Annotated in this window: 25 protein-coding genes; 1 reads left to right on the forward strand and 24 read right to left on the reverse strand. The window is 30.2% G+C overall.

All coding sequences use genetic code 11. The features are described from left to right. Positions 1 to 11: 11 nt before the first annotated feature. The 11 genes from NNC19_RS04590 to NNC19_RS04640 all read right to left on the reverse strand — a co-directional run bounded on the left by NNC19_RS04590 (position 12) and on the right by NNC19_RS04640 (position 9,339). A complete protein-coding gene (locus NNC19_RS04590; protein WP_310937439.1) occupies positions 12 to 707 on the reverse strand; it encodes a zinc metallopeptidase in 696 nt (231 codons plus the stop codon). A 14-nt stretch (positions 708 to 721) separates the two neighbouring features. Next, positions 722 to 1,648 (reverse strand): methionyl-tRNA formyltransferase, encoded by a 927-nt coding sequence (fmt, locus tag NNC19_RS04595; protein ID WP_310937440.1) that lies wholly within the window; start codon positions 1,646 to 1,648, stop codon positions 722 to 724. Between the two features lie 21 nt (positions 1,649 to 1,669). Then, positions 1,670 to 2,113, reverse strand: coding sequence for a peptide deformylase (def, locus tag NNC19_RS04600; RefSeq protein WP_310937441.1), 444 nt, complete (start codon positions 2,111 to 2,113; stop codon positions 1,670 to 1,672). A 12-nt stretch (positions 2,114 to 2,125) separates the two neighbouring features. After that, positions 2,126 to 4,333 carry a primosomal protein N' gene (gene priA, locus NNC19_RS04605; RefSeq protein ID WP_310937442.1) on the reverse strand — a complete coding sequence of 736 codons (2,208 nt, stop codon included), beginning with the start codon at positions 4,331 to 4,333 and terminating at the stop codon, positions 2,126 to 2,128. A gap of 50 nt (positions 4,334 to 4,383) precedes the next feature. Next, the gene (coaBC, locus tag NNC19_RS04610) at positions 4,384 to 5,574 is read right to left on the reverse strand and encodes a bifunctional phosphopantothenoylcysteine decarboxylase/phosphopantothenate--cysteine ligase CoaBC (RefSeq protein WP_310937443.1); all 1,191 of its coding nucleotides are present in this window, start codon (positions 5,572 to 5,574) and stop codon (positions 4,384 to 4,386) included. A 2-nt stretch (positions 5,575 to 5,576) separates the two neighbouring features. Continuing rightward, the gene (rpoZ, locus tag NNC19_RS04615; RefSeq protein WP_310937444.1) at positions 5,577 to 5,795 is read right to left on the reverse strand and encodes a DNA-directed RNA polymerase subunit omega; all 219 of its coding nucleotides are present in this window, start codon (positions 5,793 to 5,795) and stop codon (positions 5,577 to 5,579) included. 2 nt (positions 5,796 to 5,797) lie between these two features. Then, positions 5,798 to 6,409, reverse strand: a complete 612-nt coding sequence (gmk, locus tag NNC19_RS04620; RefSeq protein ID WP_310937445.1) for a guanylate kinase — start codon at positions 6,407 to 6,409, stop codon at positions 5,798 to 5,800. Continuing rightward, positions 6,409 to 6,678, reverse strand: coding sequence for an extracellular matrix/biofilm regulator RemA (gene remA / locus NNC19_RS04625; protein WP_310937446.1), 270 nt, complete (start codon positions 6,676 to 6,678; stop codon positions 6,409 to 6,411). The genes gmk and remA overlap by 1 nt, the downstream gene beginning before the upstream one ends. A 14-nt stretch (positions 6,679 to 6,692) precedes the next feature. After that, on the reverse strand, positions 6,693 to 7,574 hold the full coding sequence (locus tag NNC19_RS04630) for a YicC/YloC family endoribonuclease (RefSeq protein ID WP_310937447.1): 882 nt from the start codon (positions 7,572 to 7,574) through the stop codon (positions 6,693 to 6,695). Between the two features lie 136 nt (positions 7,575 to 7,710). Next, complete coding sequence (locus NNC19_RS04635) at positions 7,711 to 8,694, reverse strand: asparaginase (RefSeq protein WP_310937448.1); 984 nt, start codon at positions 8,692 to 8,694, stop codon at positions 7,711 to 7,713. A 240-nt stretch (positions 8,695 to 8,934) separates the two neighbouring features. Beyond that, positions 8,935 to 9,339 (reverse strand): PBECR2 nuclease fold domain-containing protein, encoded by a 405-nt coding sequence (locus NNC19_RS04640; protein WP_310937449.1) that lies wholly within the window; start codon positions 9,337 to 9,339, stop codon positions 8,935 to 8,937. A 235-nt stretch (positions 9,340 to 9,574) separates the two neighbouring features. On the opposite strand from NNC19_RS04640, the gene NNC19_RS04645 reads away from it, so the two are divergent. Then, the gene (locus NNC19_RS04645; protein WP_310937450.1) at positions 9,575 to 10,600 is read left to right on the forward strand and encodes a branched-chain amino acid aminotransferase; all 1,026 of its coding nucleotides are present in this window, start codon (positions 9,575 to 9,577) and stop codon (positions 10,598 to 10,600) included. 45 nt (positions 10,601 to 10,645) lie between these two features. Here NNC19_RS04645 and spoIVA read toward each other — a convergent pair whose 3' ends face one another. The 13 genes from spoIVA to NNC19_RS04710 form a co-directional block, all read right to left on the reverse strand. Next, a complete protein-coding gene (gene spoIVA, locus NNC19_RS04650; protein WP_310937451.1) occupies positions 10,646 to 12,124 on the reverse strand; it encodes a stage IV sporulation protein A in 1,479 nt (492 codons plus the stop codon). A 204-nt stretch (positions 12,125 to 12,328) separates the two neighbouring features. Further along, entirely contained in the window at positions 12,329 to 13,321 is a 993-nt protein-coding gene (locus NNC19_RS04655) for an NAD(P)H-dependent glycerol-3-phosphate dehydrogenase (RefSeq protein ID WP_310937452.1), read from the reverse strand. Then, positions 13,321 to 14,640 carry a ribosome biogenesis GTPase Der gene (der, locus tag NNC19_RS04660; RefSeq protein ID WP_310937453.1) on the reverse strand — a complete coding sequence of 440 codons (1,320 nt, stop codon included), beginning with the start codon at positions 14,638 to 14,640 and terminating at the stop codon, positions 13,321 to 13,323. Before der ends, NNC19_RS04655 begins: the two co-directional genes overlap by 1 nt. A 370-nt stretch (positions 14,641 to 15,010) precedes the next feature. Next, on the reverse strand, positions 15,011 to 15,673 hold the full coding sequence (gene phoU, locus NNC19_RS04665) for a phosphate signaling complex protein PhoU (RefSeq protein WP_310937454.1): 663 nt from the start codon (positions 15,671 to 15,673) through the stop codon (positions 15,011 to 15,013). An 18-nt stretch (positions 15,674 to 15,691) separates the two neighbouring features. Beyond that, entirely contained in the window at positions 15,692 to 16,441 is a 750-nt protein-coding gene (gene pstB / locus NNC19_RS04670; protein ID WP_310937455.1) for a phosphate ABC transporter ATP-binding protein PstB, read from the reverse strand. Between the two features lie 9 nt (positions 16,442 to 16,450). After that, positions 16,451 to 17,335 carry a phosphate ABC transporter permease PstA gene (gene pstA / locus NNC19_RS04675; protein WP_310937456.1) on the reverse strand — a complete coding sequence of 295 codons (885 nt, stop codon included), beginning with the start codon at positions 17,333 to 17,335 and terminating at the stop codon, positions 16,451 to 16,453. Then, on the reverse strand, positions 17,332 to 18,225 hold the full coding sequence (gene pstC / locus NNC19_RS04680) for a phosphate ABC transporter permease subunit PstC (protein ID WP_310937457.1): 894 nt from the start codon (positions 18,223 to 18,225) through the stop codon (positions 17,332 to 17,334). Before pstC ends, pstA begins: the two co-directional genes overlap by 4 nt. Positions 18,226 to 18,248: 23 nt before the next feature. After that, complete coding sequence (locus NNC19_RS04685) at positions 18,249 to 19,136, reverse strand: phosphate ABC transporter substrate-binding protein (RefSeq protein ID WP_310937458.1); 888 nt, start codon at positions 19,134 to 19,136, stop codon at positions 18,249 to 18,251. Between the two features lie 151 nt (positions 19,137 to 19,287). Then, positions 19,288 to 20,964 carry an ATP-binding protein gene (locus NNC19_RS04690; protein ID WP_310937459.1) on the reverse strand — a complete coding sequence of 559 codons (1,677 nt, stop codon included), beginning with the start codon at positions 20,962 to 20,964 and terminating at the stop codon, positions 19,288 to 19,290. Beyond that, the gene (locus tag NNC19_RS04695; RefSeq protein ID WP_310937460.1) at positions 20,954 to 21,667 is read right to left on the reverse strand and encodes a response regulator transcription factor; all 714 of its coding nucleotides are present in this window, start codon (positions 21,665 to 21,667) and stop codon (positions 20,954 to 20,956) included. The genes NNC19_RS04690 and NNC19_RS04695 overlap by 11 nt, the downstream gene beginning before the upstream one ends. Positions 21,668 to 21,678: 11 nt before the next feature. Continuing rightward, on the reverse strand, positions 21,679 to 22,419 hold the full coding sequence (gene pgeF, locus NNC19_RS04700; RefSeq protein WP_310937461.1) for a peptidoglycan editing factor PgeF: 741 nt from the start codon (positions 22,417 to 22,419) through the stop codon (positions 21,679 to 21,681). 317 nt (positions 22,420 to 22,736) lie between these two features. After that, positions 22,737 to 23,192 (reverse strand): transcriptional regulator NrdR, encoded by a 456-nt coding sequence (gene nrdR / locus NNC19_RS04705; RefSeq protein WP_310937462.1) that lies wholly within the window; start codon positions 23,190 to 23,192, stop codon positions 22,737 to 22,739. A gap of 76 nt (positions 23,193 to 23,268) precedes the next feature. Beyond that, positions 23,269 to 23,535, reverse strand: a complete 267-nt coding sequence (locus tag NNC19_RS04710) for a YlmC/YmxH family sporulation protein (RefSeq protein ID WP_310937463.1) — start codon at positions 23,533 to 23,535, stop codon at positions 23,269 to 23,271. Between the last annotated feature and the right edge of the window lie 62 nt (positions 23,536 to 23,597).

The following is a 23,597-nucleotide window of genomic DNA, read 5'->3' on the forward strand; positions in this document are numbered from 1 at the left end:
TTATACCTCATTTATTCATTACTTCTGCTTATTAGTACTAATCTTATAAGCTGTGATACAGACATTATTGTTGCTGCTACATAAGTCATCGCTGCTGCATTTAATACTTTTTCAGCACCTTTAACTTCATCTCCATATAGAATTCCTCTACTATTTAATATATTTAATGCTCTATTAGATGCATTAAATTCAACGGGTAAAGTTACAAGCTGGAATAAAACTACTGCTGAAAATAATATTATTCCAAAATACACCAAAGGTTTTATAGCAAGTATTAATCCTGCTACTAACAATACCCATGAAAATGTTGAACCTAAATTAACTACTGGATAAATTGTATTCCTAAAGGTTAGTGGTCCATAACTTTCTTTGTGTTGAATTGCATGCCCAACTTCATGTGCTGCTATTCCAGCTGAAGCTATAGTAGTTCCAACATAAACCTCTTGAGATAATCTCAAAATTCTACTTGTAGGATCATAATGATCTCCAAGCCTAGTATTAACTACTTCAATAGGTATATCATACAATCCAGCTTCATTTAACATCATCCTTGCTATCTGTTCACCTGTATAACCATTCATAGTTCTAATCCTGCTATATTTATCATAAGCAGAACTAACTTTAGTTTGTGCCCAAAAGCTTATAATTAAAGCTGGTACCAATAAAAGATATGTTGGATCAAAATAAAATGGAAAAAATCCATGCATAAATATCCCTCCTACTATCCTAAAATCGTATTCGCCTCTATTTTATGACCATTAATATATTGCTCAATTGTAAGGGGCTTTCCATTTGGAAATTGAACTTTTTTAACTAATAAAACTCCTCCTTTGCAAGCTACTTTCATTCCTTCTTTACTAACATCAAGAATGGTGCCTTCTTCTTTATTATGGTTTTCATTAAGTACTTTTGATTCATATATCTTCATTTGCTGACCATTGTAACTTGTATAAGCTATAGGCCAAGGATTTAATCCTCTAATAAGATTATGAACATTTTTTGCTGTTTCACTCCAATTTATTATTGCCATTTTTTTATCTAAAGGTTTTGCATAAAACGTTTCACCTGTTTGTTTTTCCCTCTCTATCTCACCTTTTCCCATTTTATCAATGGTATCTTTCAGTAAAGTTGCACCTCTCTCTTTTAAGATATCATAAAGTTCTCCTGCTGTCATTTCTTCTGGTATATCAATTTCATCTTTTAAAAGCATATCTCCTGTATCTAATCCTATATCCATTAGCATAGTGGTATTTCCTGATACTTTTTCACCTCTAACAATTGCCCAGTTAATTGGGGCTGCACCTCTATACATAGGTAGAAGTGATCCATGTAAATTAATACAACCAAAATTAGGAATATCAAGAACTTCTTTAGGTAATATTTGTCCAAATGCTACAACGATTATGAAGTCTGGTTTCATTGCTTTAAGTTCTTCTATCATATCCCTATTATCTTTTAACTTAACTGGTTGATATACAGGTATATTATTTTCAACAGCTACTTCTTTCACATCGGAAAAGGCAAGTTTCTTACCTCTTCCTTTTGGTCTATCTGGTTGAGTAAAAACAGCTTTCACATCATAATTTTCTATAATTACTTTCAATGAAGGAACTGCAAAATCTGGTGTTCCCATAAAAACTATATTCATCTATATTTGTTCCTCCCAAATTTATTTCAAATGGTCTATAAATAATATTCCATCTAAGTGTTCATTTTCATGACAAACTGCTCTTGCTAATAGTTCTTCACCTTCAAGAATAAATTCTTCACCTTTTTCATTTTGTGCCTTAACTTTAACATAGTTTGGCCTTATGACATTTTCATTTACTCCTGGCACACTTAAACATCCTTCTTCTCCATCTTGAGTTCCTTTGGTTTCTAAAATCTCAGGATTTATGAAAACTATTGGTCCATTTCCATCATAAACATCTACAACGAAAACTCTCTTTAAGACACCCACTTGAGGAGCCGCAATCCCAACTCCATCAGCTTTATACATAGTTTCAGTCATATCTTTTATTAATTCTAAAAGTCTATTATCTATTTTATCTACTTTTTTTGATTTTTTTCTTAAAATCTCATCACCATTAACTCTTATATTTCTTATTGCCATAAAATCATCCTCCTAGGCCATATTATTTGGATTGAAATCCATACTAACTCTTATATCATTATAAACACTCTTTGTTAATTCATAAAGTGCTTCCTTAATTTTTTTTCTTAAGTTTATTGAAATTTCACCTTTGATTATTATTTGCCACCTATAATATTCTTTTATTCTTGTAATTATACAAGGTGTTGGTCCAAGAATCTCTGCTTCATTCTCATCTACTAATATTTTATTCAATTCATTTCTAAAGCTATTCATAAATTTTATTAACTTATCTTCTACTTTACTTTGCCCATTTATTAGCAAAATAGTGCTAAAAGGTGGGTAATTCATAATTTTTCTAATTTGTATTTCTTCCTTAAACAATTGATTATAATCATTATTTAAAGCATAATTTAAATTAGCATTTTCAGGAGTATATGTTTGAATTATTACTTTTCCACTTTTATCTCCTCTCCCAGCTCTACCAGCCACTTGAGTAATTATTTGATAAGTTCTTTCACCTGACCTGTAATCTGGAATATTAAGAGATATGTCAGCAGCTAATATTCCAACCAAAGTAACCTCTTTAAAATCTAACCCCTTCGAAATCATTTGTGTCCCTATTAAAATATCTCCTTCTCCATTTTTAAAAGAATTATAGATATTTTCATGAGAATCCTTAGTTCTTGTTGTATCTACATCCATTCTTAAAACCCTAGCCTTAGGAAATATCTTTTTAACTTCATCTTGCACTCTTTCAGTTCCAGCGCCAAAAAATTTTACATACTTACTTCCACACTTTGGACAAATTTTAACTTCCCTTTGCGCCCTACCACACATATGACATACTAAATAACCATTTTTATGATAAGTCATAGAAACATCACACTCAGGACACTTAAATACATACCCACAACTTCTACAAGAAACAAAGGTTGAAAAACCTCTCCTATTTAAAAATAGAATAACCTGCTCTCTTCTTTTTATTGTTTCCTCAATTTCTAAAACAAGCCTACTACTTAATATAGATAAATTTTTCTTTTTTAGTTCCTCTCTCATATCTACAATTTCCATTGTTGGTAAAGGTTTATTACTAACTCTATTTTTTATCTCTACTAACTCTAACTTTCCTTCTAATGCTTCATAGTAACTTTCAATCGAAGGAGTTGCAGATCCTAAAATATATTTGCAATCTTTTATTTCACTTAAAAATCTTGCCACTTCTTTAGTACTATATTTAGGATTATGATCAGATTTATAGGTGTTTTCATGTTCTTCATCTACAATAATAAGGCCCAAATTATTTAGTGGTAAGAAAATTGCACTTCTTGCTCCAACTACTAATTTGGCTTCTCCTTTTTTAATTCTAAACCATTCATCAAATCTTTCTCCTGGTGTTAGTTTACTATGAAATAATGCTACATTTCTACCAAATCTTCCTTTAAATCTTTCTATCATTTGTGGAGTTAAGGATATTTCAGGCACTAACATAATCGCTGACTTCCCACTTTTAAGAATTTCAGAAACAAGATTCATATATACCTCTGTTTTCCCTGAACCTGTAACCCCTTTTAATAAAAATCCTTTATTATGAGAATACATTATTCTCTCAAATGCATTTAATTGCTCTAAATTCAATTTATGTGACTTATACTCTTCATATAATTTATTATTATATCTATAAACAACCTCTTCTTTAACTTCTAAAAAATTATCTTCTATTAGTTTATTTAAACTATATATTGAAAAAGTGCCACCTTTGGTAATCTCACTTTTAGTAAACTCTCCATCATGACTTTTAATAAAAGTCATCAATTTTGTATAATTCTCTTTTTCTAAAAATTTGCCTTTCAACTCATTTTTAAAACAAATCACTTGTTTCTTTTTATTTCTATTGCCACTCATGAGTCCTACAGGAATTATAGTTCTAATAGCATCAATATATTTACATAAGTATCTTTCTCTTAAGAAATCTATAACTTTTAGATCATCTCTAGAAAGGATTGGTTCATCATCTGGAATGCTACTTATTTTTTTTATATATTTAATATCTTCTATACCATCACATTTCAAAGCCATAACAAATCCCTCTACTGATTTATTACTTCTCCCAAAAGGTACCTTAACCCTATGACCTACTTGTATTATTTCATTTTGCTCTTCCTTAACTTTATAGGTGAAGGCTCTATCAAGTTCTATTGCTTCACTATTTATTATTATCTCAGCATATAAGTCTATCATTACACCTTCACTCTCCTTAAAATATACTTATAATTAAGAAAAAGCGCAAATTAGCGCTTTTCCTCAATTATATCAAATAAATTTCTCGCAACTTCTTTCTTACTCATTTTATCTAAAGTAACTACATAACCTTTTTTAGATAATATACTCACTCTGTTATCTGAAGAACCGAAGCCAGTATCTTTTGAAGTTATATCATTAGCAACTATGTAATCGAGATTTTTTTTCTCTAATTTACCTTTTGCATTCTCTACAACATTTTGACTTTCTGCTGCAAATCCCACTAAAACTTGATTTTCTTTCTTTTGTCCAAGCAGCATTAATATATCATTGTCTCTAACAAATTCTAAATTTAAATTTCCTTCGCCTTTTTTTATTTTTTGGCTACTTACTTCTTTAGATTTATAATCTGCCACTGCAGCTGCTTTTACCACTATATCTGCATCATCATAATGCTTTAAAATAGCATTTAACATCTCTTCATTTGTTCTAACATCTATAACTTCTATTCCATAAGGTTTCTTTTCACTAGTAGGTCCTGAAACTAAAACTACATTAGCTCCTCTATCTCTTGCTTCTTTAGCTATTTCATAACCCATTTTTCCAGTAGACCTATTTGTCAAAAGCCTAACAGGATCTATATCTGTTTGAGTTGGGCCTGCACTAACAACTACTTTTTTATTAACCAAATCCTTCTTGTCATAAAGTTCACTTATTACTTTTTCAACAATCTCTTCAGGTGCTGGTAATTTACCTTTACCTACATCTCCACAAGCAAGTCGTCCACTATCAGGCTCTATGAATTCATATCCTAACCTCTTTAGCTTTTCTATATTTTCTTGAACTATTATATTATTATACATGTTAGTATTCATAGCTGGAGCAAAAATAACTTTTGCATTTGTAGCCATAATTGTTGTTGATAACATATCATCAGCAATACCATTTGCAACTTTTCCAATTATATTAGCTGTTGCAGGTGCAATTAAAAAAACATCTGCTCTTTGCGCTAAACTAATATGTTGTATTTCCCAAGCTTTCGGCTCCTGAAACATGTCTGTAGTAACAAGATTTTGACTTATTGACTGAAAGGTTAATGGTGATACAAATTCAGTAGCAGACTTTGTCATTATTACCTTAACATCAACTTCTTTTTTTCTTAAAGAACTTATAACATCAAGGGCTTTATAAACTGCAATTCCACCAGTAACACCTAAAACAACACACTTTTTTTTATCCATAATTACTTATTAAAACCCTCTGCAGCTTCATAAGTAACACTACCTTCATTCACTTCATTTATAGCTATTGTTAGTGGTTTCTTTGAATCCACTTCTGAAAGTTTTTTAGCACCATCTATTAACTGTCTCGCTCTTTTAGAAGTCACAATAACTAGCGAGTACCTATCCTCAACCTTTTTTAACAAATCTATTACTGATGGATTAATCATTGAATTATTCATAATTATACCTCCTTACAATCTAACAATATATTGTCCTTAATTCTATCTACTCTACATTCTTCTGCAGCTAAAATATTTTCTATCTTTTTCACTGCATCTTCTACTTTATCATTTATTACACCATAATTATATTTTGAAATATAATTTATTTCTTGATAAGCTGATGCAAATCTTCTCATTAGTGATTCTGGCGTCTCACTACCTCTGTTAATTATTCTTTGCTTTAACTCTTCCATTGAAGGTGGAAGAATAAAAATAAACACACCATCTTCACAATTTTCTTTTACTCTAAGTGCTCCTTGAATATCTATCTCTAAAATCACATTTTTTCCTTCATTAAGCATCTCTTCAACATTAGATTTTGGTGTGCCATAATAATTTCCATATACTTCAGCCCACTCTAAAAAGTCATTACTTTCAATTTTCTTTCTAAACTCATCCTTAGTTAAAAAATAATAATTAACACCATGAATTTCACCATTTCTAGGTTCTCTAGTAGTTGCAGACACTGAAAGATATAAATTTTCATGCTTTTCAAGTAGTGCTTTACATATAGTTCCTTTTCCTGCCCCTGACGGACCAGAAATAACTATTAGTACTCCTTTTTTATTCATTAATCTTCAACCTCTTCTACTACATCATCCTTTGTTGACAATCTATGCGCAACTGTTTCTGGTTGTACTGCTGAAAGAATAACATGATCTGAATCAGTAACTATTACTGCTCTTGTTCTTCTTCCATAAGTTGCATCAATAAGCATTCCTCTATCTCTTGCCTCTTGAATTATTCTTTTTATTGGAGCTGATTCTGGGCTTACAATTGCAATTAACCTATTAGCTGAAATAATATTTCCAAAACCTATATTTATTAGTTTAATACTCATTTTAATCCTCCTAATTACTCAATATTTTGTACTTGTTCTCTTATCTTTTCTATTAGATTTTTTATGTTAATGACTAAATTTGTCATATCCATATCATTACACTTTGATCCAATTGTATTTGTTTCTCTATTCATCTCTTGAACTATAAAGTCCAACTTTCTTCCAACTGGTTCATCTAAATTTAATGTTTTTCTCATTTGACTTATATGACTGTAAAGTCTTGTAATTTCTTCATCAACAGCCGCCTTATCAGAAAAGATTGCTATTTCCATAGCTATTCTTTCCTCATCTATGGACATCCCATTTGTAAGTTCTATAAGTCTTTCTTCAAGTTTCCTTTTATATTGTTTAGGAACTTCTTCTGCTAAACTTTCAATTCTTTTAACATTCTCCTCAATACTGGATAACTTTAAGAGAATATCTTCTTTTAACTTCTCACCTTCAATTATTCTCATTTCAACCATTTTATCAAGGGCTATAGTGAGTAATGGAGCAACTTCTTCTAGAATTTCTTCAATATTTTCTTCTTCTGCTTCAAGTATAATAACTTCAGGAAATTCTGCTATTTTGGAAAGAGTAATATCATTCTCAATTTCCAATGTATCTGATAACTTTTTAAGACAGTTATAATACTCTTTTGCTAAATCAACATTCAACTTAGGAACAACATTTCCTTTACCATAGCTTTTACAATTTATGAATACATCAACTTTTCCCCTATTTAGCTTTTTGTTAATTATCTTTCTTATCTCTTCTTCTAAAGCAATCATAAATTTAGGCAACCTAATATTTATATCTAAATATCTATTGTTTACACTTTTCATTTCAATAGAAAATAAATATTCCTTACCTTCTTCACCTTGTGCTCTTCCGAAGCTAGTCATACTTTTTATCATGTCTTGCCTCCAATTTCCCTTAAACTATTAACTATGATAATCTACTATTTTTTTTCAGTCAATAGTTTGTTAACAGAATATTAACATTTATTTTTAAATTCACATAATAATCAAAAATTATATATCAAGCTATTTTTTAGTACAATCCATCTTCAACAAATTCTTTAATGAATTTCATATCAGACGAATGACTTAATGCCACCATTAATTTTATTCTAACTTTCTGACCAGGCATATTATCTCCAAATATAACACCTAAATCTCTAAGATGCTTTCCTCCACCTTCATATCCATATGATTCAAAAACTCTTCCTTCAAAACATCTAGAAACTATTACTACTGGAATATTATTATTTATGGCCTTTTTAACCCCTTCAACCATTGTAGGTGGTATATTTCCTCTTCCCATCGCTTCTATAACTATTCCTTTATAACCTTTGTCTATAGCAAAATTTATAAAATCTTCATTCATTCCTGATACACATTTAATAATAGCTATATCCGATTCTATTTTGTCAATTAATATATGTTTTCCTTTTGGACATTTTCTATAAAATATAACATTATTATTATCTACTATGCCTATAGGTCCAAAATTGGGAGTTCTAAATGCATTTAATGCCATTGAATTTGCTTTTGTTACTTCTCTTGCACTATTTAACTCTCCATTAAAACAAACCAATACCCCTCTACCTTTTGCTTCATTTGATGCTGCCGTACAAATTGATGCAGCTAAATTTGCTGGCCCATCATAACCTAATTCCGAACTACTTCTCATTGCTCCTGTAATAACAATTGGTTTTGGTGTAGTTAATGTTAAATCTAATAAATATGCCGTTTCTTCAAGGGTATCAGTTCCATGTGTTATTACAACTCCATCTATATCTTCTCTAAGAATTAAATCTCTAACCTTTTTTGATAATTCAAGCATTAACTCTGGAGTAACATGAGGAGAAGGCAATCCTGAAAATGTATAACTTTCTATTTTTGCATATTCCTCAATTCCTGTGACCATTGCCATTATTTCTTCTCCACTTAAAGAAGGTACAGCTGCTTGTATCCTTTCATCTACTTTCATTGATATAGTTCCACCATTAAATATAATTGCAACTTTTTTCATATTTTCCTCCAAATTTCATTTGCATATTTTAATTTATTTTATCTTTCAATCGTTTCTAAAAAAATAACTTTTGGTTTCCCAAAAGTTATGTTTCAAAGTAAGTTTTTGGCAGGTCGGCGTATCCTGCATCTCTGATTACTACTTAAAGTAGCGCATGAGGAGCCTTTTCTCACCTCAAAAACACTTACTATATATTATAATTATGCAATCAAAATGTTGCAAGTTTTTATTCATTAAAATTTACTTAATGTCACTAAATTTAACCATTCTTCCACTATATATTCTATTATTAATTTTCCCTTTAGTTATTGGGTACAAGGTAGAAACATAAATATATTTTTCTTCTAAATCTACCTCCAACCCCAAAAGAAGAGTATTATCAATTTTCTTTATTAATTCCAGTGCTCCAACCAGCCCCCTTCTTTCATCTACCCCAATATAATCAGGATTTTCAATAATCCCCTCCATTATTTGTAGTAAATTTTCTTTAACCTTTTTTGTTAACTGCTTGCCATGGCGCTTCTTAATGTGATTTATCACCCCCGGTGAGGCATAAACACTTCCATCAAATGCGAAGCCTAGCCTTTCTGCCAAAGAAGTATTTATTCGTCCAACTTTTTTATAAGCTTTATAACAACTTCTCATAATCACCCTCACCATGCCTTATATTTTATTTTAGAAATGTCACTAAAGGTTTATGACATCTTCTGTCTTTATTATAATATATTAATATATCTATTACTATATTATATTCAATCCTTTCTAAATATTAACATGAACATAAAATATTTGGTCTTTTTAACTATTTTTTCTCTTTACCATTTATAATAAAGTGATACAATAGAAGTTAATAATATTTATAAAGATTGGGGAGATAACCATGGACAAAAACGCAAATATCAACTGGAGTGAGCTTGGTTTTGAATACATCAAAACTGACTATCGTTACATATCTACGTGGAAAAATGGAGAATGGGATGATGGTAAATTAACAGAAGATAACATGCTATCTATTAGTGAAGCTTCTACTGCTTTGCATTATGGACAACAATCCTTTGAAGGATTAAAAGCATATAGATCCAAAGATGGAAGCATTCAATTATTTAGACCAAATAGAAATGCATCAAGAATGAATGACTCATGTAAAAAGCTTCTAATGCCTGAAATTCCTGAAGAGAAATTTATAGATGCCTGTATGCAAGTAGTAAAAGCAAACGAAAAATTTGTTCCACCTTATGGTACTGGCGGAACTTTATATATTAGACCTTTCATAATTGGAGTTGGACATAATATTGGAGTTAAGCCAGCACCAGAATATATTTTCAGCATATTCTGTATGCCTGTTGGGGCTTATTTTAAAGCTGGTTTAGCACCTGTTAACTTTATGATTTCTGATTATGATAGAGCTGCTCCATTTGGAACAGGACAACAAAAAGTTGGTGGTAATTATGCTGCATCATTAGAGCCACACAAAATTGCTGTTGAACGAGGTTTTGCAGATTGTATATACCTAGATCCTGCTACCCATACTAAAATTGAAGAAGTTGGAGCTGCAAATTTCTTTGGAATCACTCATGATAATAAATTTATAACACCAAAATCATCTTCCATACTACCAAGTATAACAAAATACTCATTACTTCAGTTAGCTGAAGAAGTTCTTCATTTAGAAGTTATTGAAGATGATGTTCATATAGATGAAATTGACCAATTTAAAGAAGCTGGTGCTTGTGGTACTGCAGCAGTAATAACTCCAATTGGCGGAATAGAATACAAAGGTAAACTTCATGTATTTCATAGCGAAACGGAAGTTGGTCCAATAACTAGAAAGTTGTATGATACTCTTGTTGGTATCCAATTTGGTGATATCGAAGGTCCTGAAGGATGGATTTATAAAGTTAAATAAATTTAAAGAGAACTCCATTTTTAATTAGGAGTTCTCTTTTTAGATTTAAAGTATTATACAGATCAATCCGCCACTTCCCTCATTTATTATCTTTTGTAAAGTTTTTTGTATTTTCACCTGTACATCTTCAGGCATTTTATATAATTTATTTTGAAGTCCTTCTTTAACTAAAACTTCTAGAGATTTACCAAACATATTGCTCTGCCAAAGACTTGTTGGGTCTGTTTCAAATTGATCTAGTAGAGCTTTAACAAGCTCTTCTGATTCCTTTTCTGATCCCATTATTGGACTAATTTCTGTCTTTATATCAGCCTTAATAAGATGTAATGAAGGAGCACTCGCCTTGAGTTTCACTCCAAATTTATTACCTTGCTTTACAATTTCAGGTTCTTCAAATTTCATCTCAGCCAATTGTGGTGCAACTAATCCATATCCAGTATTTTTGACATCTTCTAATGCATCTTTGACCTTATCATATTCTTTCTTAGCATGATTTAATTCTTTAATTAAGGATAATAAGTCACTCTCTGATACTACATCTAAGTCACAAATCTCACTTAAAACTTTGTAGAAAACACCATCTTCTGGTTTTAATAGCACTCTACCAGTTCCATCTCCGAGATTCATTTCCATTAATTGAGAAGTTCCTAAGTACTCATCGCTCTTCATGTTATTTAAGGATGCCTTTATATCTTTAACCTTCGATATGTCCTTACTCATATCCTTAATTATATCAAAGAAATCTTTCTTAAGCCAATGATTTGGTTCAAGTTTTTCAAGCCACTCTGGTATATCTATTTTGATTTCTTTAACTGGAAATTCTTTAAGTACATGTTTAAATATTTCTTCAATATCTTCTTCAGTCATGTTATAAACATCTAGAATTTGTACGGTAACATTATATTTGTCTTCCAGTTCTGCTTTTAATGCCTTTGTCTCTGGAGCTTTAGGTTTATTCGTATTTAAAACTACAATAAATGGTTTCTTAATTGCTTTTAATTCTCCTATTACCCTTTCTTCAGCATCTAGATATTCATTTCTTTCAATTCCTGTAATGCTCCCATCTGTTGTTACTACAAGCCCTATAGTGGAATGATCTTCTATAACTTTCCTAGTTCCAAGTTCTGCAGCATCTTCAAAGGGAATTTCATAATCATACCAAGGAGTATGAACCATTTTCGCTTCTTCACCATCAAGATATCCTAATGCGCCTTTTACGATATATCCAACACAGTCTACCATACGGACTTTGAATTTTATTTCTTCATCAAGACTTATCTCAACAGCTTCATTTGGTACAAATTTAGGCTCAGTAGTATGAATACTCTTCCCCGATCCACTTTGAGGCAGCTCGTCTTTAGCTCTTTCTTTTTTATAAGTATTTTCAATCTTTGGTATAACCATTAGGTCCATAAATTTTTTAATAAAAGTTGATTTTCCTGTTCTTACAGGGCCAACTACACCTACATATATGTCCCCCTGGGTTCTTTCAGCTATATCTTTATATATATTGAAGCTGTCCAAGTTATTACCTCCTAAAATATTTTTACAATATATATATATTCCTTCATGTAAAAATATATTCTTATTTTTATAATCAATAATAATAGTTTATAAACTATGTCTACATTGTTATAGTATGCTTTTACTTTTATAAAATGATAAAAAAATAGAACATAGGAATATTAATTCTCTACGTTCTTTATAATATATAATTATTACTTTATATTAATAATTTTCACTCTTCTTATCTCTTACCATAAGCTCACTTACACAAACCTTAGGTTCTTTTCCCATAAATAACACCTTATATAATGCATCTGTTATAGGCATAGATACACCTACTTTTTCCTTCAAATCATAAAAAGCCTTACAAGCTTTAACACCTTCTACTATCATTCCAACTTCTTCAAGTGATTCTTCCATTTTTTTGCCTTGTCCAATCAAAATGCCAGCTCTTCTATTTCTTGAATGCATAGATGTACATGTAACTATTAAATCTCCCATACCAGTCAATCCATAAAAGGTTTCAGCTTTGCCTCCAAGAGCTATCCCTATCCTTGTAATTTCAGCCATTCCCCTTGTCATTAATGCAGCTTTTGTATTATCTCCAAATCCTAATCCATCTATGACTCCAGACGCTAGAGCTATTATATTTTTAACAGCTCCACCAATCTCAACTCCAATTATATCTTCATTGGTATATACTCTAAAATCATTTGTCATAAATAAATCTTGAACATCTTCTGCATACTCCATTTTTCTAGATGTTACTACTATAGTTGTTGGAATTTCAGCTGCCACTTCTTCAGCATGACTTGGTCCAGATAAAATCACAACCGGATTTTTAAGTTCATATTCTATTACAACAGATAGTCTTTCATCAGTTTCAGGATCTATCCCTTTTGCTATTGAAATTATAGGAATATCTTCATCTATTACTTTCTTTATCTCCTTTGCCATTCCCTTTATTACATGAGATGGTATTGCTAATACTAAATAATCCGCAAACTTTACTGCCTCTTCTAAATTGCTGTAAGCTTTTACGCTTTCTGGAATAATTAAATCCTTAATATATTTATCATTCCTTCTGTTATTATTAATGTCATTTATAACAGTTTCATCTCTATCGTATATTGATACTTCATGCCCCTTCTTTGCCAAAAGTATAGCTAATGCAGTACCAAAGCTTCCGCCACCAACAAAGGCTATTTTGCTCATTATTTTTCCTTCCTCTCCCTATATTCTATTTGAATACCAGTTCCCTTAAAGTCAAAACTATTTCTTAATTGATTTTCTAAGTATCTCTCATATGAGAAATGTCTAGCATTATTATCATTAACAAAGAATACAAACTTTGGAGGTTTAGTAGCAACTTGAGTTGCATAGAATATTTTAAGTCTTTTTAGAGCCACAATTGGAGGTTCTTTCATTAGAACCGCTTTACTTATTACATCATTTAATATTCCAGTTGAAACTCTTTTATTATAATTATCATAACACTTTTTAGCTAATTCTAAAACCTTATGAGTTCTTTGTCCAGTTAGAGCTGATATAAATAAGTATTCTGCATATGATAAAAATTTCAAGTTTTGTTGAAGATCTTTTTTAAAGTTATCCATCGTTTTATCATCTTTTTCTATAAGGTCCCACTTATTAACAATTACCATTATGGCTTTTTTCATTTCATGAGCATAACCAATTATCTTCTCATCTTGTTCAGTAATACCTTCTGTTGCATCTATCATTAAAATACAAACATCTGCTCTCTCAATTGCTGTAAGTGTTCTAATAACACTATATCTCTCTATCTCAGCCTTAACTTTGCTTTTCCTTCTAACTCCTGCTGTATCAACTAGTATAAATTTACCTAGTTCATTTTCAAGATAACTATCTATTGCATCCCTTGTTGTTCCAGGTACATTAGATACTATTACTCTTTCTTCTCCTAAAAGTCTATTAATTAAAGAAGACTTACCTACATTTGGTTTTCCAATCATAGCTATTCTAATATATTCATCTTCTTCATCTTCTGATCCAGTATTACTAAAGTTCTCTACAACTCTATCTAACATATCTCCAAGACCAAGTCCTTGAGATGCTGAAATTGTAATTGGATCTCCAATTCCTAAATTATAAAACTCCCATGCATTATCTTCTTCTTTAAGTGAATCAACTTTGTTTACCACTAATACAATAGGTTTTTTACTCTTTCTAAGCATGTTAGCAACTTCTTCATCTGCTGGAGTAATTCCTTCTTTTCCATCAACAATAAATACTATTACATCAGCAGTTTCTATTGCTATATTTGCCTGTCTTCTCATTTGCTTAACTATTACATCTTCACTATCTGGTTCTATTCCACCAGTATCAATCATTGTAAAATTATAACTTAACCATTCTGCTTCAGCATAAACCCTATCTCTTGTAACTCCAGGTGTATCTTCTACTATTGATATTCTTTTTCCTGCTAATCTATTAAACAATGTTGATTTACCTACATTAGGCCTTCCAACCATAGCTACTATTGGTTTTCCCATTAGCACTTCCTCCTCTTACTACAGATAATTCGATATGTAAATCTTCTTTAGTTCTCATTTTAAATTCTTGCCTAAAAAAGAATAAATCTTCAAATAATCTTTTCTTTATGTAAAGTTTTCTATCTTATGCTATATTACATTAATAATAAATTTAAGTCAATTCTTATTAATAAGTCTATATATGTTTTCATTTATAATTCTTAATATATTATTTATACCTTGAATTCAATTTGCTAATAATACCCAAAGTAATTAAAGTTCAAATAACAACATGAATATAAAAAATAAAAGGCTATCTTAAAATGATTGTAATTTATCATTAAATAAGACAGCCTCCTAATATAGTAAATTTTTAATTTATTAATGGCTACTATTCATTTAAATCAACATAAGTTCCTTTACTCGAAAAAATAGTTCCTTCACAGATATTTGTAACTCTATCTCCTATTCTTTCTAAATATTTAGCAACAAATAATAACTGAGCAGTTTTTTCTTTTTTACTGTCATCAACTTTTATTATGCTTAAAATATCAGCAAATATTCTCCTATAAATCGCATCGACATTATCATCCATCTTGCATATTTCATATGCTTTATCAACATCTCTCTCAATATATGCATTTATAGATAAATCAATCATTTTTCTTACTTGTTCTTCCATATCCCATAATGCTAAAGTTTGTTCTGGGAAACTTCCACTAGATAGATTAATCTCTTTTGTTATCTTGCAAATATCAACAGCATGGTCTGCCATTCTTTCTAAATCCGTCACTATCTTTGTAGCTGTAAAAACATTTCTTAAATCTTTTGCTAAAGGTTGTTCTGTAGCAATGAATTTTATGCATTCTTCTTCAATTTGTTGTTGTAAATCATCCACTTTATCATCAGAACTCACAATTTCTTCAGCTGCTTTTATATCATGATTTTTAAGTGCAACCATACTTCCATAAATTTGTTTTTCAACTAAATTTGACATCAAAAGTAACTTACGATTAATCTCATTTATTCTAGATTTTTGAGAAATTCTAGTCATTTTTCCTAGCCTCCTAACTTATCCAAATCTTCCCGTTATATAATCTTCTGTTCTTTTATCTCTTGGTTTGTAAAAAATATTTTCTGTAGCATCAAATTCAACAACTTCACCATTTAGAAAGAAAGCAGTCTTATCAGCAATTCTACCTGCTTGTTGCATATTATGTGTTACTATTATAACCGTGTACTTTTTTTTCAATTCATCCATTAGTTCTTCTACTTTACTAGTTGAAATTGGATCTAATGCTGATGTTGGTTCATCCATTAATATTATTTCTGGTGATGTTGCTAATGTTCTTGCAATACAAAGTCTTTGTTGCTGTCCTCCTGAAAGTCCAAGAGCACTTTTCTTTAATCTATCCTTTGTTTCATCCCACAAAGCTGCTCCTTTAAGGCTTTTTTCTACAATCTCATCTAGTACTTTTTTATCTTTTATCCCATGTATTTTAGGACCATAAGTTATATTATCATAAATTGACATAGGAAAAGGATTAGGTTTTTGAAATACCATACCTACTCTTTTTCTTAAAGCAATTTCATCATAATCATCATAAATATTTTTACCTTCAAATAAAACCTTACCATCAACTTTTACAATTTCAATTAAATCATTCATTCTATTTAAAGTTCTTAAAAATGTAGACTTACCACATCCAGATGGACCAATAAGTGCAGTAACCTCATTTTTATTTATATCTAAATTTATCTTTTTTAATGCTTGATTTGTTCCATAATAAAGATCTAAATCTTTTGTCTCAATAATAGCCATCTTCTTCTCCTACTTTCCACTATATGCTCTTAATAACCAATTTCCTAATAATCTTGCTATCAAATTAAATAATAACACCGCTAGAAGCAATACTGCTGCTGTACCATTGGCAATTGAAACAGAATCTGGTACTACACCCTCTGAATTAAGTTTCCATATATGAACAGCTAAAGTTTCTGCTGGTTTAAACAATGAAAAAGCTGATGTTTTACCAACCAAACTTATATTATTAAAATTTAAACTTCCTGAGCTTAATCCAGCTGTATATAAAAACGCTGCTGCTTCACCAAATATTCTCCCTGATGCAAGAATAATACCAGTTAAAATTTCTCCCATAGCAGTAGGCAACGTAAGCCTTGCTATTGTTTGCCATTTACTCGCACCTAATCCTAATGATGCTTCTTTAACTCTAGAACTAGCAACCTTAAGTGCATTCTCAGAAATTCTAGTCATAGATGGTATATTTAAAATACTTACAGATAACGCTCCTGCTATAACAGAATATCCCCACCCTGCCATATTAACAAAAACTAACATACCAAACATACCTATCACAATTGATGGAAGAGACGACATAGTTTCCAATGATAATCTAACAAATCTTACTATAGGTCCTTCCTTTGCATATTCAGCTAGATAAATTCCAGCCCCAATACCTACTGGAACAGTAAATATCAAAGAAACTAGTAGCATATAAAAAGAGTTAAATAATTGAGGTCCTATACCACCTCCAGCTGATGTTGTTTTAGGTGTACCAAATAGAAAACTAGGTTTTAGCATTCCTATTCCTTTTGACAAAATATATAATATAAAAGCACCTAAGACAACAACCACAAAAAAGCTCATTATGTAGATTATTATTGTTGCAAGTTTATCAGCTTTCTTAGGACTCATCTTAATTCACTCCTTTTTTCTATCCTTCTAACAATTAATATAAATAAGAAGGAAATTATAAGCAATATTAAAGCTAATGACCATAAAGCATCATTCCATGCTGTTCCAGATGCAGTATTAGCCATATCCATAGTTATAATACTTGTCAAGGTTGCTGATGGAGACATAAGGTCTGCTGTAAGTTTAACAGTATTTCCAATTACCATCTGAACTGCTAAGGCTTCTCCAAATGCTCTTGCAATTCCCAAAACAACACCTGTTAAAATCCCACTTTTTGAACCAGGAATAATAACATTCTTTATTGTTTGCCATCTTGTTGCTCCTAAACCATATGATGCTTCAATATGTTCTCCTGGAACACTTTTTATTGCGTCAATTGATAATGTTGCTATAGTTGGTAAAATCATTAGAGCTAGTACTAAAATCCCTGCCAATAGAGAATAACCTATTCCACCACCATGTTCTTTTATAAAAGGTACAAGTACTGATACACCAACCCAACCATAAACAACAGAAGGAATTCCAACTAATATTTCAAGTGATGGTTTTATTACCTTATTTCCTAACTTCTTAGATATAACATTAACAAATATCCCCAACGAAATAGCAACAGGTGCACTAATCATTACTGCACCTATTGATACCAAAGTAGACCCCAAAATGAAAGCCAACGCTCCATAGGATGCAGGGCTTCCACCTGGTTTCCACTTATCTGAGAACAAGAATTGTGTTATACTGAAGTTTCCCTTTATAAACAATTGCAATCCTTTTTGGGCAATAAACACAATAATTGAAATTGTTATAACTATTATTAATAGCCCACATATGCTTGCAAATGTTTTTCCTAAATATTCGTTTAATAAACGTTCTTTAAAACTTCTTTTTTCCATTCATCCCATTCCTTAATGTTTAATTATTTAACTTTCATCTCATTTCCTGATATAAACCCTAATTCCTCTACAGCTGATTTATTATCATCACTCATTATATAATCTATGAGTTTTTTAGACACTCCAGTTGCTTCACCTTTTGTATACATGTGCCCCCATGACCAGAAAGGATATTTACCAGTTGTGATATTTTCCTTATTACATTCAACTCCATCAATTGAAACTCCTATCAAATTTTCTTTAACTTCACTAGTATTCATATATGCAAGGCCCAAATAACTTATTGCCCCATCATTTTGTTTCATAGCAGTTAAAACCGATCCATTTTGATCCTGAGTTGCTCCAATTGAATCATTTTCGAATGCTTTATTTCCATCAAGAATAGTCTTTTCAAAAGTAGCTCTTGTTCCTGAAGATGCTGGTCTATGAATAACAAAAATTTCTTTGTTTGGGCCTCCAACTTCATTCCAGTTCTTTATTTCTCCTGAAAAAATCTTTTTAATTTGATCCTTAGTTAAATTCTTAACTCCTAAATCTTTATGAACAGCTACAGCAAATCCTTGTGCTACAACTTTATGATCAGTTAATTCTGCTGCTTTATCTTTATCTAATTTTTCTTCAGCAAAAATATCTGAATTACCTATGTTTACTGATCCTTCTGAAACTTGAGTTAGTCCTATTCCAGAACCACCTGCTTGAGCATTAATTTCATAACCAGAATTTTTTTCCTTAAATCCTTCTATCGATTTTTCCATAAGTGGCAATAATGCCGAAGACCCACTTATAGAAATTGTTGTTTCTTCACTATTATTTCCAGAGTCTGAATTATTAGAACCACATCCAACTAAAGCTCCCCCAAGCATAGTAACTAATAAAGTTCCAACTATAACTTTTAAACTTTTCTTTTTCATAACTTTAACTTCCCCTCCGAAATCTATTTTTATATCTTACAATATAAATTATAGGTGCTAAAAGTTAACCTAAGATTTGATTAATGTTAAGTTATATTAGATTAATGTTAAGAAATTTTAACATTAAAAAAAGAATAGTTTATCTTCGTATTTATATATGTTTGATTTTCACAGTAAACTTACTGCCTACATTCAGAGTACTATCAATAGTTATATCTCCATTAAATGCTTTCACAATATGTTTTACTATTGCAAGTCCAAGCCCCGTACCTCCACTTTTCCTAGCTTTATCTACCCTATAAAATCTTTCAAATATTCTAGGAATATCATCTTTAGGTATACCTATTCCATTATCTTGTACTTTTAATATATATTCTCCACCATTGCTATAACTACATATTTTTACTGTTGATCCTGTATTAGAATACTTTATTCCATTTTCCACTAAATTTAATACTAACTGAAGAAATCTATCTTTTTCACCATATAACATTTCTGTATTAGTTTGCTCAAGTACTAAAGAAATATTCTTAGATTCTGCTAAACTTTTAACCATATGTAGGACATCATCTATCTCTGCGTTTGGTGAAAATTCACTTTCTTCTCCAATACATTCACTTTCTATTTTTGAAAGTACCAAAATGTCATTAATAAGCCTGCTAAGCCTGTCTGCTTCTTTATCTATTATTCCTAAAAACTTTTTCCTTGTTTCATCATCCTCCACATATCTTAAAGTTTCTGCAAAACCTTTTATTGATGTTAATGGAGTTTTTAATTCATGAGATACATTTGCAACAAATTGACTTCTCATATTCTCCAATCTCTTAATATCTGTTACATCTTGAACTGTTATAACTTTTCCTATCTTTTCCAAATCATATATTATAGTTGCTTTTTTTATTCTAAGAATTCTTTCAACTGGATGTAATAATTTAATTTCTCTCTCTGCTCCTTCATTTCCATTTAAGAAATTATTTATATCATAATCCTTTATATAATCTGAAATTTTTTCTCCTGCGATTTCTCCCCTTATTCCAAAAATTCTTCTTGCATATGGATTAATTGTAATAACTTCATCTTTTCTATTTACTGCAATAACTCCACTTTCCATACAACTTAGAATAGATTCTAATCTATTTTGCTTATCTACAACTTGATTAATTTGATTTTGTAATTGATCAGCCATATTATTAAATGTTCTTGCTAAAGATCCAATTTCTCCTCCATTATCTTGATTTACCCTCATATGCAAATCTCCATTTGCAATTTTTCTTGTGACATTTTCCAAGTCCTTCAAAGGACCTACTATAGTCTTCACAAGTTTTGTAGATAAAAAAACAGAAAAAGCAAATATACACACTATAATAGCAATCCAATAAAGATAAGTATCATGGTTAAAAAATACAACAGTTTCAAAAGGTATAGATGTTCTTAATATTGTCCCATCATCAAGTAAAGAGGCATAATATACAGTTTTTACATGAGTTGTATCACTAGCTCTTACTGAATAGCCACTACCATTTTTTAATGCTTCCTGAACTTCTACTCTCCCTAAATGATTCTCTTCCAATTTTCCATAAGTATCATAAATAACTTTACCATCATTATTGATTAATGTGCATCTAACACCCACTTCATTTATTTTATAAGATTCTATAATTTGAGGTTCTTTTATATTCAATTCCTTTACATAATTATTTAAGTTTCTCAATGATTCTGTAGTTTTTTCAATTTCATTATTATTAGCGATTATTATAAATAATGAAGTAGCGCTAAACAAAGCAAATATTACCGTTATTATAACACTAGTTAATATCTTACCTCTCATCACTATCTAAAGGGTTAAACCTATACCCCACCCCTCTTATTGTCTCTATATATCTAGGATTTTTATCATCTTCTTCAATTTTCTTGCGAATATATCTTATATGAACATCAACAGTTCTTGTTTCTCCAATATACTCATATCCCCAAACCTTATCCAATAAAGTTTCTCTTTGAAGTATCTTTCCTCTATTCTTAATCAAAATTTCTAATAATTCAAATTCTTTCAATGTCAGGTCAACTTTACTATTATCTATAAGAACTTCATGTCTCTCAAAATTGACTTTTAATCTACCATCTTCAAAGATTTCTTCATTATAATCTTTTACATTAGACATTCTTCTAAGTAATGCTTTAACTCTCGCCAAGAGTTCTCTTACGGAAAATGGCTTTGTTATATAATCATCAGCACCTAGTTCTAATCCTAATATTTTATCCAGTTCCTCACCTTTAGCTGTTAACATTATTATAGCTATATTAGCAGTTTCTTTATTACTTTTCATTTCTTTACATACATCTAGTCCATCTATTCCAGGTAGCATTAAATCCAGCAATACAATGTCAGGTTTATTATCTTTCACTGACTTTAATGCATCAATTCCATTATTACTTGTAAAAACTTTATAACCTACATTTTCCAAATTAAATTTCAAAAGTTCTAAAATATGTTCCTCATCATCAACTATTAGTATTTTTTCTTCAGCCATGTTTTATCCTCCTACTTAATTAATACAAATGAAAATAGTCTTCCATAATCACCATTAGAAGCTCTATATGAAAACAGTTTAAATTTCTTTGAACAATGCGTACAAAGCCCTAAACAATTAATATTTTCTTCTTTTACTCCACATTCTCTTAAATCTTTTAGTATACATTCTTCTAAACTTAAATTTCTTCCATCAAACAAAATACTTTCTTTAATATTTTTTTCTCTAATGAATTTCTCTTTAAGCTCTTCTGAAACTTCATAACAACATTTCCTAATATGAGGACCAATATAAGCTTTAATATTTTTAGGAATTACCCCAAACTCTTCTTCCATCTTCCTAATGGTATTTTTGGTTATTGAATTAAAAGTTCCCTTCCATCCAGAATGTATTGCTGCTACTGCACCTAATTCCTCATCAACCAGAATTACTGGAACGCAATCAGCTGTAAAAACTCCAATAATACTATTTTTAACATCAGTAATAAGTGCATCTCCTTCTGCTTCTATTAACTCTTTATTATTTTCTCCATTAAAAGACAAAACAGTATTAGAATGAACCTGTCTGAGATAAACAACATTCTCCACATTAAATTCTTCATTTAACTTATTAAGATTGTTTACCCCTTCCTTTGTATGTCTATTAAAGTTTTTTCCCTCTTCTGCTGTTGAAAAAACAACCTTTATTTTCTTATTTTCTATAACTAAATAATCCTTATACATATTTAATTCATCTATTTTAATATTCTTCATGACTCCTCCTCAAATGCTTTATAACCTTATTTTAACATTATTAACTCCTTCATTCTATTTTTATAGAAATAATTAACCTAAGCTTAACTTAGGAACAATCCAAAAAAAATAACAACTCAATCCTCTAGACTATTTTCCATCATCCTGTGTCAGCAGATTGCCCTAACAGTCCGCTATGAGACCAATTAATTTCCTTGCCTTATGAAAAATATTCATGGCAAATTTGGACTCATTATTTATTTTCATGTCCCTTATTAAATTTTATTTAAATAAAAAAGCTACTGATTGAATTCAGCAGCCATATTATAACTATAAAATTAGTTTGTAGTCATTAAATTTTTAATTTCTTCTAAAAAAGTATTTATATCTTTAAACTGTCTATAAACTGACGCAAACCTAACATAAGAAACTTCATCAACTTCCTTTAACTTATCCATTATCATCTCACCAATATATTTGCTTTGAACTTCTGTAAACATTCCATTTGAAATATTTTTTTCAATATACTCTGCAATATCTTCAATTTGCTTTCTTGAAACAGGTCTCTTTTGACATGCAATAATAAGACCATTAATTATCTTTTCTTTATTAAAATTTTCTCTAGTTAAATCTTTCTTTACAACAAGAATAGGAATATCTTCAATCTTTTCATAAGTTGTATACCTTTTTCCACAACTTAAACATTCTCTTCTTCTTCTTATTGTATTATTATCATCAGTTGATCTAGAATCAACAACTTTACTTTCTTCATATGAACAAAAGGGACACCTCATGCTTATTCTCGCCTTTCCTTAATAGTTATTTAATTTATAAAGCTATTATACATATTTTTCTTTACTTTATCTAGTATTATTCAGAAATAATCTGATTGCTTGTCCCACCTATATCCACTAAGATTACATCCACTCCAATCTTAACAATTCTATTCCAAGGTATTTCTATATCTTCTGTTTTTGAAAACCATCCTTTAGTTTCACCAGGCAAAATTATAGATAATACTTTGTGTTCATCACAATCTATTTTTATATCTTTTATAAATCCGATTTTAGCTCCAATATTCACATCAACAACTTCCATCATCTTCATTGCATTTATAGAGTTTAAACTTTCTTCCATAATTATCCTCCTAAATAATCCTTTTTATTCTTAATTATAATATATTCAAATTATTAAATATT

It is taken from the genome of Clostridium sp. SHJSY1 (genome assembly GCF_031626875.1).
Lineage (GTDB): Bacteria > Bacillota > Clostridia > Clostridiales > Clostridiaceae > Clostridium.